Source organism: Ferrovibrio sp. (assembly GCF_019636075.1).
In the GTDB taxonomy this organism is placed as follows: Bacteria; Pseudomonadota; Alphaproteobacteria; order Ferrovibrionales; family Ferrovibrionaceae; genus Ferrovibrio.
In genome coordinates this window covers 22,115-34,435 of the sequence record NZ_JAHBYG010000044.1, presented here as the reverse complement: position 1 = coordinate 34,435, position 12,321 = coordinate 22,115, and the positions used below count along the sequence as shown (strand labels likewise).

The 12,321-nt window shown below is 64.8% G+C and carries 12 protein-coding genes; 6 read left to right on the top strand and 6 right to left on the bottom strand.

Features of this window, described 5'->3' with window-relative positions; translation table 11 throughout:
- The coding region (gene rfbD / locus KF827_RS16160; protein WP_291007570.1) for a dTDP-4-dehydrorhamnose reductase at positions 1-644 on the bottom strand (644 nt) is incomplete at its 3' end.
- Positions 645-748: 104 nt separating this feature from the next.
- Between rfbD and KF827_RS16155 the strand changes: the two genes are divergently transcribed.
- Positions 749-1,678 carry a lysylphosphatidylglycerol synthase transmembrane domain-containing protein gene (locus KF827_RS16155; RefSeq protein WP_291007568.1) on the top strand — a complete coding sequence of 310 codons (930 nt, stop codon included), beginning with the start codon at positions 749-751 and terminating at the stop codon, positions 1,676-1,678.
- A gap of 153 nt (positions 1,679-1,831) precedes the next feature.
- The gene (locus KF827_RS16150) at positions 1,832-3,835 is read left to right on the top strand and encodes a nucleoside-diphosphate sugar epimerase/dehydratase (protein WP_291007566.1); all 2,004 of its coding nucleotides are present in this window, start codon (positions 1,832-1,834) and stop codon (positions 3,833-3,835) included.
- A gap of 17 nt (positions 3,836-3,852) precedes the next feature.
- On the opposite strand, the gene hspQ is transcribed toward KF827_RS16150, so the two are convergent.
- A complete protein-coding gene (hspQ, locus tag KF827_RS16145; RefSeq protein ID WP_291007564.1) occupies positions 3,853-4,185 on the bottom strand; it encodes a heat shock protein HspQ in 333 nt (110 codons plus the stop codon).
- A gap of 204 nt (positions 4,186-4,389) precedes the next feature.
- Between hspQ and KF827_RS16140 the strand changes: the two genes are divergently transcribed.
- The gene (locus KF827_RS16140; RefSeq protein ID WP_291007562.1) at positions 4,390-4,890 is read left to right on the top strand and encodes a PAS domain-containing protein; all 501 of its coding nucleotides are present in this window, start codon (positions 4,390-4,392) and stop codon (positions 4,888-4,890) included.
- Between the two features lie 23 nt (positions 4,891-4,913).
- Here KF827_RS16140 and KF827_RS16135 read toward each other — a convergent pair whose 3' ends face one another.
- The 3 genes from KF827_RS16135 to KF827_RS16125 are packed head-to-tail and all read right to left on the bottom strand — an operon-like array spanning position 4,914 to position 8,001.
- Positions 4,914-6,170: a tetratricopeptide repeat protein gene (locus tag KF827_RS16135; protein ID WP_291007560.1), complete on the bottom strand. Its 1,257-nt coding sequence runs from the start codon at positions 6,168-6,170 to the stop codon at positions 4,914-4,916.
- Entirely contained in the window at positions 6,167-6,805 is a 639-nt protein-coding gene (metW, locus tag KF827_RS16130) for a methionine biosynthesis protein MetW (protein WP_291007558.1), read from the bottom strand. The genes KF827_RS16135 and metW overlap by 4 nt, the downstream gene beginning before the upstream one ends.
- Positions 6,802-8,001: a homoserine O-acetyltransferase gene (locus KF827_RS16125; RefSeq protein ID WP_291007556.1), complete on the bottom strand. Its 1,200-nt coding sequence runs from the start codon at positions 7,999-8,001 to the stop codon at positions 6,802-6,804. Before KF827_RS16125 ends, metW begins: the two co-directional genes overlap by 4 nt.
- 153 nt (positions 8,002-8,154) lie before the next feature.
- On the opposite strand from KF827_RS16125, the gene KF827_RS16120 reads away from it, so the two are divergent.
- The 3 genes from KF827_RS16120 to KF827_RS16110 all read left to right on the top strand — a co-directional run bounded on the left by KF827_RS16120 (position 8,155) and on the right by KF827_RS16110 (position 11,116).
- Positions 8,155-9,021, top strand: a complete 867-nt coding sequence (locus KF827_RS16120) for a chorismate mutase (RefSeq protein WP_291007554.1) — start codon at positions 8,155-8,157, stop codon at positions 9,019-9,021.
- 69 nt (positions 9,022-9,090) lie between these two features.
- Positions 9,091-10,185 carry a histidinol-phosphate transaminase gene (gene hisC / locus KF827_RS16115; RefSeq protein ID WP_291007552.1) on the top strand — a complete coding sequence of 365 codons (1,095 nt, stop codon included), beginning with the start codon at positions 9,091-9,093 and terminating at the stop codon, positions 10,183-10,185.
- A gap of 1 nt (position 10,186) precedes the next feature.
- Positions 10,187-11,116 carry a prephenate/arogenate dehydrogenase family protein gene (locus KF827_RS16110; protein ID WP_291007550.1) on the top strand — a complete coding sequence of 310 codons (930 nt, stop codon included), beginning with the start codon at positions 10,187-10,189 and terminating at the stop codon, positions 11,114-11,116.
- A gap of 19 nt (positions 11,117-11,135) precedes the next feature.
- Here the strand turns inward: KF827_RS16110 and KF827_RS16105 are convergent, their stop codons facing one another.
- Complete coding sequence (locus tag KF827_RS16105) at positions 11,136-12,224, bottom strand: DUF2125 domain-containing protein (protein ID WP_291007548.1); 1,089 nt, start codon at positions 12,222-12,224, stop codon at positions 11,136-11,138.
- Positions 12,225-12,321 lie beyond the last annotated feature (97 nt).

Below are 12,321 nucleotides of genomic sequence, written 5' to 3'. Positions count from 1 at the left end.
GTGCCCCAGATAGTATCGGCTCGGCTATTATCGCCATGGTGCAAGGCGCGCCCGGCCATTGCCGCAATCGCCAGGGCGATATGGCCGGCGAATGTCGGCCCGCCGATCTGGTCGTTCACCACGCGCAATTCCGGTCGCTCGGCGCCCAGCCGCAGCATGGTGCCGAAGAAGCTGGGATGGCTGTTGGAAAAGATCCAGCTCAAGCGCAGGATCAGATGCTGCGGCAGGGCGGCGCGCACGCGGGCCTCGCCTTCCGCCTTGGATTGACCATATACGCCCAGCGGCGCCACCGGATCGGTTTCCGTGTAAGGCGCGGGCTTGCTGCCATCGAACACGTAATCGGTGGAAAGATGGATCAGCGGCAGGCCATGGTCGGCGCAGGCCTGGGCCACCAGGCCGGCGCCCCGGGCATTCACGGCAAAAGCGCGTTCGGCCTCGCTCTCGGCGCGATCCACCGCCGTGAAGGCGGCGCAGTTGATCACCAGGGCCGGCTGCGTGGCCGCCAGCGCGGCGGCCAGTGCGGCCGGATCGGTGATATCGATATCGCGCGCGGCACGGCCGATCAGGTCAGCCCCGGCAATGCCTTGGGCCAGCAGGGCAGACCCCACCTGTCCCGCCGCGCCGAGTATCAGAATCCGCTGCATCCGCCTCGCTCCCGCAATCCTGTCGCCAGACTAGCCTTGCCCGGGCCGCAAACCAATGGCTGCCGCATCTTGACCGGGCCGGCGCTGCGGACAATGGTGCGGCCATGATGCGTCCCTGGCTGGCTTTTTTGCTGAAGGCGGCAGTTTCCATCGCTTTGCTGGCCGTGCTGGTGCAGCGGGTGGATGGCGCCGCCCTGCTGGCGCGGTTGCGGCAGGCCGATAGCCTGCTGCTGCTGGCGGCGCTGCTGGCTTATCTGCCGGCTATCCTGCTGCAGGCCTGGCGGCTGTGCGGCGTGGCCCGGCCGCTGGTGCGGCTGCGCTATGGGCCGGCCCTGGCGATCACCTGGATCGGCCATGCCTTCGGGCAATTGCTGCCCTCGCAGATCGGCGGCGATCCGTTTCGGGTGTGGTATCTGGGCAAACAGGATATCCGCCTGCGCCAGGGTTTTCTGATCGTGCTGGCCGACCGGGTGTTCGGCTTCATCGCACTGTTCCTGTTGCTGGCGGTTGGCTTGCCCTGGCTGTTCGGCCTCAGCGAGGATACTCTGTTGCGCGGCTTTGCCATCGCTCTGGTGCTGGCCGGGCTGGCCGCCTGGCTGGGGGCGGTGTGGTTCGACCGGCTGGCGATGCTGCTGCTGCCGCCGGCATGGCAGCGTCGGCTGCCCGCCTTGCTGGGCGAGATGGCGGTTTTTCTGCGTCAGGCCACGTTTCGGCCCGGCCCGGCGCTGAACGGCTTCGGGCTCAGCCTGCTGGCCTATCTGGCGCAAACCCTGATGGCCTGGCTGCTGGCGCGCGGCCTGGGGCTGGATATCGGTTTTCTGGCCCTGTTGATCCTGATGCCTTTGGCCAATATTGCCGCCTTCCTGCCGGTTTCGATTGCCGGCTGGGGGCTGCGCGAGGCCGTGTTGGTGCCGGCCCTGGCCTTGCTGGGTTTGCCGGGCGAATCGGCCCTGGCGCTGTCGATCCTGATCGGATTGGTGCAACTGGCCGCCGCCCTGCCCGGGCTGGCGGTGTGGCTGGCGCTCAGGCGGTAGCTGCGCTCCCCACCCAACGTCAAGGCCAATGCCAGGGCCCAGGCCCAGGCCCAGGTCCAGGCCAAGGCCAAGGCAGCCGGGCAGTGGCGGGGCGCCCGCCATCGGGGTTATTATGCCGCCGATGAATCCCATGTCGCCCGCGCCGAAACCGTAATGCCATTCTCGCCCCTCAAATTCCGTTTCAACCGCCGCATCGCCGCCGTGGCGCTGCATGATGTGGTGATGGCGGCGTTGTCTTTCGAGGCGGCGCTGGCCTTGCGCTACTGGGTGGCCGGCGAACCCTATCCGCTGTTGCGCGAGCCGTTGGATACGTTGGTTTTTTCAGCAATCTGCGCCGTGGTGTTCCAATTCACCGGGCTGTATCGCGGCATCTGGCATTATGCCTCCTTGCGCGACCTGGCGGCGATCATGCGCTCGGCGGCCCTGGCGCTGCTGATTTTCATTCCACTGCTGTTCTGGATGAATCACCTGCAGGATTATCCGCGCAGCGTGGTGGTGATCCAGTTCGTGCTGCTCTGCATCCTGCTGGCCGGGCCGCGTCTGCTCTATCGCGCCTGGAAGGATGGCAGCCTGGTGGCCGCGCTCAGCCGCACGGCGGACCGGCGGGTTCCGGTGCTGCTGATCGGCTCGGGCCCGGAAGCCGATGCCTTCATCCGCCAGATGCAGCGCGACCGGCAATCGGCCTATCGCGCCGTGGGCATTCTGGATGAAAAGGAAAGCCGCCTGGGCCGCGATGTGCGCGGCGTGCGCGTGATGGGCCGGTTGGACGAACTGGCTGAATTGGTGAACCGCTTCCGGCCGGAAGACCGTCCGCGCCGCGCGATCCTGGCCGATACCAAGCTATCCGGCCCCGAACTGGCGCTATTCGTGGATAGCGCCGGCAAGCTGGGCATCACCGTGGCGCGTCTGCCGCGGCTCACCGATTTTCGCCGCCACGGATCCGGTCCGGCCGCCGGCCCACGGATCGAATTGCGCCCGGTGGATGTGGAAGATCTGCTCGGCCGGCCGCAGCAGGCGCTGGACCGCGCGGCGGTTGATCGGCTGGTGCGCGGCCGGCGGGTGCTGATCACCGGCGCCGGCGGCACCATCGGTTCCGAGCTGACGCGCCAGGTGGCGGCGCTCGAGCCGGCAGCGATTGCGCTGTTCGAACAGAGCGAACATGCGCTGTATCAGATCGATCTGGAAATGGCCGAACGTTTCGGCGAGTTGCCGCGTCAGGCCATGCTGGGCGATGTGCGCGATGCCGATCGCGTGGATGCGGTGTTCGGCGCCTTCCGGCCGGATATCGTGCTGCATGCCGCCGCCTACAAGCATGTGCCGCTCACCGAGGGCAATATCGCCGAAGCCGTGCGCACCAATGTGATGGGCACCAAGGTGATATCGGAGGCCGTGGCGCGCCATGGCGTTGCGGTGATGGTGCTGATCTCCACCGACAAGGCAGTGAATCCCACCAATGTGATGGGCGCCAGCAAGCGCGTGGCCGAAATGGTGGCGCAGGCGCTGGATGTATGCGGGGCGAAGAATACCGGTCCCGGTCAGCCGCATATAGTCGTGGTGCGTTTCGGCAATGTGTTGGGATCGTCTGGTTCGGTGGTGCCGCTGTTCCAGCGCCAGCTCGCCCAGGGCGGGCCGCTCACCGTGACGCATCCGGATGTGACGCGGTTTTTCATGACCACGCGCGAGGCGGTGGAGCTGATCCTGCAGGCCGCGGCGATGCCCAGCGAAACATTGCGCAGCACGGGCAAGATTTTCGTGCTGGATATGGGCGAGCCGGTGCGGATACAGGATTTGGCGCGGCAGATGATTCAACTGGCCGGGCTGAAGCCCGATGTGGATGTGAAGATTGTTTTCACCGGGCTGCGGCCGGGCGAAAAACTCTATGAGGAAGTGCTGCACCGCGCCGAGGCCTTGCAGCCCACGCCGCAGCCGGGATTGCTGCTGGCCGCGCCGCGCATGGTCGATGCCGCCGAATTGATTGCCGCGCTCGACCGGCTGATGGCCTTTGCTGCGCGCTGCGACGAGGCGGGGGTGTTGGCCACGCTGAAAGAACTGGTGCCGGAATTCCAGCATGCGCCGCACGGTCAGGACAAGCTGGGTCAGGATAAGCTGGATCTGGGTCAGGACCAGTCGGAAGCCGACCGTCTGCCGGCGGTCTGAATCAGCCTGGTTTGGGCTTACATCCTTACGCCGCCGCGCCAGATATAGCGGCCATCGCGATAGCCATCGAAATATTGCTGCACATCGGGATGGCTGACCGGACCATTCTCGGCATCGTGCAGCAGATTCTGCTCAGACACATAGGCCTGATAGCTGGTCTGGGCATTTTCGGCCAGCAGGTGGTAGAAGGGCTGGTCCTTGCGCGGGCGCAAATCGGCCGGGATCGACAGCCACCATTCCTCGGTGTTGTTGAACACCGGATCGACATCGAACACCACGCCGCGAAACGGAAACAGCCGATGCCTTACGACATCGCCGATCGCGAATTTGGCGTCTCTGCTCTGTGGCATATCGAAAACCAAGCCTGCCTGTTTGCGGGCGGGATTTTAAGCGCCGCCATGGCCACGCTCAAGTGGAAGCCGTTCAGCATTTCGTCATCGACGGGTTTATTTGCCACGGGGTTCCCTTGGCCTGGTAAGCAGGCTATAGTCAAGAAATTGGAGGGTTTATGCTCCAAACTGGATGCAGCATCCCCCGAAGGAAACGGATAGGCGATGGTGTCGGCCGGTTTCCCCAGCAATCGTATCGATGAGGCTTGGCCTGAGGTCTTGCCGCCGCGGTTGGCCGAGTTTTTGGCCTATTGGCGCAGCAAATGCGGCCCCGATGGCAGCCCGCCTTTTAAATCCGCCATCGACCCAATTGAAATTCCCCAATTGCTGGCCGGGGTCGGTATCATTCAGATGCACCCGCAGCCAGGTGCCGCGCCGCGCTATCGCTATCGGCTGCTCGGCACCGATCATTATACCGCCAATGGCGCCGAACATACCGGGCTCTATCTCGATACCCTGCATACCCAGGAAGAGATGGCGCGGGTGAAGGTGCTGTATGCGGAATTGCTGGCCGGCAACCAGCCGCATTACTGGCGCCGCGCCGCCGCCGATCCCAATTTGCGCCATACCGGCTTCAGCCGCATTCTGGCGCCGCTGCGCGATGCCGATGGCAGGCCGGGCTTTCTGCTCGGCTATTGGCTCTGGGAGCATCTGCGGCCGTATTGAAGATCGGGCCGGTTGGCCGATCATCAAGCCTGGCGGATATCGATATAGGTATCGGCCAATTCGCGGATCAACGACAGCGTCTCGCCGGCTTGCACGGCGCGGTCCTGCATCTGCCAGAGAATGGCCTGGCCCCAATGCGGCATGTTGGGCCTGCCATTCGCCTCGCTGGCAGGGGCGGTGGTGACGCAGACATGATCATCCAGCCAGAGGTCGAACCAAAGTGCGAAAGCCTGCAGCGGCCCTTCGGCGGTGATCGGCAGCGCCATTTTGTCTCGGACCGGCTGCGACCAATCCGGTGGCGCCGCAAAATCGATCCGCGCAACCTGCAGCGGCGCCGACAATGCCCGGTAATCCACGTGATCCAGCCTTTGCGTGGCGTGGCCGGCACGGTTGCGGAAGCGATCGAAGGGCGACAGGTCGAAACCGGAAATCTGCCGCACCGGATAGGCAGGCCGCAGGCCGGGCAGGGCGATGGCCTGGATGAACATCTCGGCCCGGCCTGGAATGACGCGCGCCGCCGGCGTTGCCAGCCGCGCCAATGCATCGCGCAAGGTGGCCAGCACGCCTTCGCCCAGCAGGCCGGCATCAAGGATTTCCGAAACGATCAGATCGGCCTTGGCATTGCCCATATCGGTTTCGGGCCGCAATTCGGTGGAACGCTTCGCCACCACGCGGATGCGATCCTGCAAGCCATTCAGCGCTACGATCTCGGTTGCGGTATCGGCGATTATCGGATGCGCTTCGCAAGCAACAACGCTTTTGGCGCCATGGCGGGCCGCCAGCATGGCCAGCAAGCCCGATCCGGTGCCGATATCCAGGGTCAGCGCGCTGTTGGCGGCGGCCCTGGATATCGCCTGCTCATAGGCATCGTTGCGCGCCGTATCGGCCAGCATGGGCAGATGCCAGGCGGGTATGGCGCGCGACAGATAGCCGGATAATGCCGCCAACACATCCTCGCGCTCGGGCGCCAGTTTCGCTGCGGCCTGAAAAGCGGCCATGGCCTTGCCATGATCGCCCAATTCGCGCGCGCATTGGCCAAGCGCAGACCAGGCATTCACATCCTGCGGCAGGCCCTTCACGGCTTCGCTCAGAATAGCCACGGCTTCGCGGAAGCGATGGCGCTGATGCAGCAGGAAGCCGTAATTGCGCAGCATCTCCGGTCGTTGCGGTGCATTGGCCGGGATTTGCGCCAACGCCGCGCGATAGGCGGCCTCGGCCTGTTCCAGCCGGCCATTGCCGTGCAATTGCAGCGCGGCCGCATAGGCATCGGGCGCGCTCATGGGGCGCGCCGGCGCAGCAGATACACCGCCTGCGCGCCAAAGATATTGGCTGCGGCGCCGCTCAGTTGCCAGCCCTCGCGCCGGCCATGGCCGTTCACCGCGATGCGCTGCTCAACGATGATGCCCTCGCGGGCGCAAAGCTCGTCGAAATCCCGGATGGTGCAGAGATGGATATTCTGCGTTTCATACCAGGGATCATCCAGCGCCGCCGTCATCGGCATGCGGCCGCCCAGCAGCAATTGCGCGCGCACCCGCCAATAGCCGAAATTCGGAAACGACACGATGGCATGCCTGCCGATGCGCAGCAGCGAGCGCAGCACGCTGCGCGGATTGCGCGTGGCCTGCAGGGTGAGGCTGAGGATGGCATAATCGAAAGCGGCATCGGGATAATCGTCCAGATCCGTATCGGCATCGCCCTGGATCACCGATAGCCCGCGTGCCACGCAGGCATTCACGCCGGCCTGGCGCACCTCGATGCCGCGGCCATCCACCTGCTTTTCGCGCGCCAGATATTCCAGCAGCGTGCCATCGCCGCAGCCCACATCCAGCACTCGGCTGCCGGGCCGCACCATTTCGGCGATCAGCAGCAGATCGTTGCGGATGTCGCGGTGCCCGGATTGTACGGGATGATTCATTTGCCGCCGCCATTCAGGCCGCGCGCCTCGGCGCAGCCATCGATGAAGCCTTTCAGCGTGCGAAACATTTCCGGTTCATCCAGCAGAAAGGCATCATGGCCCTTGTCGGTTTCGATTTCCACGAAGCTGACATTGGCGGCGGCCGCATTCAATGCGCGCACGATGGCTTTGTTCTCGCTGGTGGGAAACAGCCAATCGGAGGTGAACGACACCACGCAAAAGCGCGTGCGGCTGCCCTGGAAGGCGCCGGCCAGATTGCCGCCGGCCGCCGTTCCGCCCATTTGCGCGGCAAGATCGAAATAATCCATCGCGCGGGTGATGTAGAGATAGGAATTGGCATCGAACCGCTCAACGAAGGTCGAGCCCTGATGCCGCAGATAGCTTTCCACCTGGAATTCCGCCTCGAAGCCATAGGTGAGGCGTTCGCGGTTTTGCAGGTTGCGGCCGAATTTGCGATGCAGCGCGGCTTCCGAAAGATACGTGATATGCGCCGCCATGCGGGCCACCGCCAGGCCGTTGCGCGGAATTGTGTGATGCGAGAAATAGTCGCCGGCATGCCAGTCGGGATCGGTATAGATCGCCTGCCGCCCCACTTCATGGAAAGCAATATTCTGCGCCGAATGGCGGGCCGCGCAGGCTATCGGCACGGCGGCGAAACAGCGCCCGGGATAGCTGGCGGCCCATTGCAGCACCTGCATGCCGCCCATCGAGCCGCCGATCACGCAGAACAGGTCCGGGATGCCCAGATGGTCCAGCAGCATGGCCTGGGCATTCACCATGTCGCGGATGGTGATGAGCGGGAAATTCAGCCCCCAGGGTTTGCCGGTGCGTGGATCGGCGTCGGCCGGACCGGACGAGCCCATGCAGCCGCCGATCACGTTGGAGCAGATCACGAAAAAGCGGTCGGTATCGATCACCTTGCCCGGGCCCACCAGGGTGAGCCACCAGCCCGGCTTGCCGGTCACCGGATGGGTGTTGGCCACATGCTGGTCGCCGGTCAGGGCATGGCAGATCAGGATGGCATTGGATTTATCGGCATTCAGCCGGCCATAGGTGCAATAGGCGATATGGAACGGTCCCAGCTCGATGCCGCAATCCAGCCGCAGCGGCAGCGTCTCGCCCAGGGTAACGCGCTGGCCAGGGCCGATCTGGTCGATTTTATCATCCTGGCCCGGTTTATCGTCCTGGCTGCTCATCCTGCCAGCAAAGCTCCTCTGATTTGGCCGTCGGGGGAGGGGTAAACCCTGTAAATTCCCCCTCTTGTACTGTCAATGTTTTCTTTGCATTTCTGGTGGGCAACGCCTATGACTATGCGGCGTTTTTTACCCCCCTTTTCAGCGTTTACCCCAATGACCGAACATATCGCGAGCCTGGCCGATTTGCGGCACGAAATCGATGTGCTGGACGACCAGATCCAGGACTTGCTGCGCCGCCGTGCCGAGGCGGTGGAAAAGGTGGCCATCACCAAGCGCGCCGCCGGCATGACCGACGGTGCGTTCCTCAAGCCTGGCCGCGAAGCCCAGATTCTGCGCCGCCTCATGGCTCGCCATCATGGCCCTTTACCGCGCGCTGCCATGGTAAGGATAAACCGTGAGTTGATAGGCGCCCTGTATGAGCTGCAAGCTCCGGTGCGGGTTGCGGTGCTGGCCCCCAACAAATCCGTGGCGCGCTGGGATATCGCCCGCGACCATTACGGCTCCACCGTGCCGATGATCCTGTGCACCACCGCCAGTTCCGCCATGCGTGCGTTGTCGGCCGAGCCGGCCGGCGTGGGCGTGATGCCGCTGCCCGAGGATGGCGAACGCGATCCCTGGTGGCCGATGCTGGCCAATCGCGGGGCGGATACGCCGCGCGTGGTGGGCCTGTTGCCTTTCATTCCCAATCCGCGCGGGCGCCTGGCCGATCTGGGCGCCTTTTTGATTGCCCGCTGCCCGGCGGAAGCTTCCGGGGAAGATCGCAGCCTGGTGGCCTTGCGCCTGGCCGGCGATGCGATCAGCCTGGATCGGCTGGGGCAATTGTTGGCCCAGGCCGACCTGCCGGGTTGGCGCGTACTGGTGCAGCACCGTGATTCCGAACCCACCAGCCGCATGCTGCTGGAAGCGCCGGATTTCATCGCGCCCGACGATCCGCGGATTGATGCCTTGGTGGCGGCTGGTTCTGGCGCGATCACCGATGCGGTGGTGATCGGTGCCTATGCCATGCCACTTTCCGAATAGGCCAGGCGCCGAACAGGCCCCTTGCCGAACAGGCCCCGCGAACAGGATTCGAAAGCAGGAGTAACTGTCGTGACTGCACCCAAGCCCAATGCCGGCATTCTCGGTATCAGCCCCTACAAGGGCGGCGAATCCGCCGTGGCGGGCGTGGCCGATGTGCGCAAGCTGTCGTCCAACGAAACCCCGCTGGGGCCCAGCCCCAAGGCCGTGGCCGCCTATCGCGCGCTGGCCGATGAATTGCACCGGTATCCCGATGGCGCCGCCGACGCACTGCGCCAGGCGATCGCGCACCATCATGGCTTGCCGGCGGAGAATATCGTCTGCTCCAACGGCTCGGACGAAATGATCTCGCTGATCTGCCAGGCCTATTGCGGCCCGGGCGACGAGGTCCTGTATTCCCGCCACGGCTTCCTGATGTATCCCATCGCCGCCATGGCGCGTGGCGCCACGCCGGTTACGGCGGAGGAAACCGATCTCACCTGCAATGTGGATGCGCTGCTTGCCAAGGTTACGCCGCGCACCCGCATCGTGTTTCTGGCCAATCCCAACAATCCCACCGGTACCTATATTTCGGCCGCCGAACTGCGCCGCCTGCGCGATGGCCTGCCGGCCGGTGTGTTGCTGGTGATCGACGCGGCCTATGCCGAATATGTCAGCCGCAACGATTACAGCGATGGCGTGGAACTGGTGCGCGAGCGCGACGATACGGTGATGACGCGCACCTTCTCCAAGATCTACGGCCTGGCGGCGCTGCGTGTGGGCTGGACCTACGCGCCCACCCCGATCGTGGAGATCATCAACCGCCTGCGCGGTCCGTTCAACGTGAATGCGGCAGCCCAGGCCGCCGGCATCGCGGCTCTGGCCGATACGGCCTGGACCGACAAGGCGCGGGCTCATAACGACAGCGAATTGCCGCGCCTTACCAAGGGCATTGCCGCCCTGGGCATCGGCGTGGTGCCCAGCGTGGGCAATTTCCTGCTGATGCGTTTTCCCGGCGGGGCGGATGAAGCCAAGGCGGCCGATGCCTTCCTGCGCGGCCAGGGCCTGATCCTGCGCGCCATGGCCGGCTATGGCTTGCCCGATGCGTTGCGCCTCACCATCGGCACGCTGGAAGAGAATGATCGCCTGCTGAAGGCCCTGGCGGCCTTCCGCGCCAAGAAAAGCTGACGTGGGAGCGGACGCGTTGTTCAAGCGCCTGGCGATTATCGGGATCGGGCTGATTGGTTCGTCGGTGGCGCGCGCCGCCCGGCAATTCGGCCAGGCCGAACGCATTGTCTGTGCCGATCTCTCGCCCGAGAACCGCGCCGAGGCCTTGCGCCTGGGCGTGGTGGACGAAGCTTTCGCCGATCCGGCCGATGCCGTGCGCGGCGCCGATCTGGTTCTGCTCAGCATTCCGCTGGGGGCCTATGGCGCGGTGGGGCAGGCCATGGCGCCGGGCCTGACCGCCGGCACGCTGATCACCGATGTGGGCTCCTGCAAGCAATCGGTGCTGCGCGATCTGGCGCCGCATCTGCCGCCCGGTGTGAGCTTCATTCCCGGCCATCCGGTGGCCGGCACCGAGCATTCCGGCCCGGCTGCCGGCTTCGCTGAATTGTTTCGCGGTCGCTGGTGCATTCTCACCCCCACCGACGAGGCGCCGGCAGACAAGCTGGAAAGCCTGCGTGCCTTCTGGGCCGCCTTCGGCAGCAAGGTGGAAATGATGGATGCGCGGCATCACGATATGGTGCTGGCCATCACCAGTCATGTGCCGCATCTGATCGCCTACAACATCGTGGGTACCGCCGACGATCTGCAGGCGGTAACGCAATCCGAGGTGATCAAATATTCCGCCGGCGGCTTCCGCGATTTCACCCGCATCGCCGCCAGCGACCCCACCATGTGGCGCGACGTATTCCTCAACAACAAGGAAGCGGTGCTGGAGATGCTGCAGCGCTTCACCGAGGATCTCACCGCCTTGCAGCGGGCGATCCGTTGGGATGATGGCGATACGCTGTTCAAGCTGTTCAGCCGCACCCGCACCATACGCCGCGCCATCATCGATGCCGGCCAGGAAACCGCCGCGCCGGATTTCGGCCGCGACAAGGCCGACAAGGCTTAAGCCGCGCTCTTTCCAGGGTTCAAGGCTTCGCCGGCACCAGCGGCGGCAAGGCAAACAGCGCTACATTGGCGATGCTCAGTTTGCCATCCTGCGCGGTGATCGGCAGCGGCAGATGCGGCTTGCCCTCGGCATCCGGCTTTTCCATGGCGGCCAGCGCCTGTTTGGCGGCGCGGCCTTCCTCAGGCTTCATGCGGCCGATCGCCACCAAGGCATCCACGCCGGCGGCGGCGCCATGCAGCCTGCCGCCCATGGCACCGAGCAGCCGGAATGATTTGTCCAGCGCCAGCGAGGCATCGCCGGCAATCGCCAGGCCGCCCCAACGCAGCGACAGCGTGTCGCATTCCAGCACACCGCCGGAATCGCGCCAGTTGCGCAGCTTCTCGGCAAGATCCTTGCCGAACCAGGCGCCATCCAGCCGACCGATCAGCTTCAAGTCCGCCACCTGCCGGCCCAGCGGGCCATTCATGACGGCAGCCAGCGGGCCATCCAGGGCCGCGGGCAGCGTGAGGTTGGTGATTTGCAGCGCCACATCGCGGCTATTCTGATTGGCCTCGCGGCGCAGATGGATCTGAATGCGCTCGGCCTCGGCACCGGCGCCAGACCCAACTGCCGATATTGTATCCTGGCCATGGATGCGCAGCTTGCGCAGGTCGATGGCCACGCGCTGCCAGGCGCCCGTGGGATCGGTTACCAGGCTGGCACGGGCGGATTCCTGCGCCTGCCAGCTTATCTGATGCCGCTGGCCAGCGGCATCCTGCCACGACAAACGCTGACTGCCCGGCAGTTCGAACACCACATGCTGAAAATTCCAAAGCTGCAGATGGGCGATGGCGGTATCGGCTTCCAGTTTCCAACCGGCCATTGGGCCATTGGGCCCGTCTTGCGGCTTTTCGCCCAGGCTCACGCCTTCCAGGCGCAGGCTCAGACGATAGGGAAAGCCGCCGCGCCGCATGGCGCCGATTTCTGCCAGGTGGCCCTGCTGCCGCTCGGCGGCAACGAAATCCAAGGCTGCCTGCTCCACCCGGCCGATCAGGTGGCTCCACAGCGCATAATAGGCCAGCAGGCCGCCCAGGACGGCGCCGACCAGAAACAGAAAACGCAGTCGCATGCCGTTTATATAGCAATCCCCGGCCATGCTGGCCATGGCTGGCCAATCGGTTTTCCCGGCGCTAGTGTGGCGCAACCTCAATATCCGTTTCAGTGAT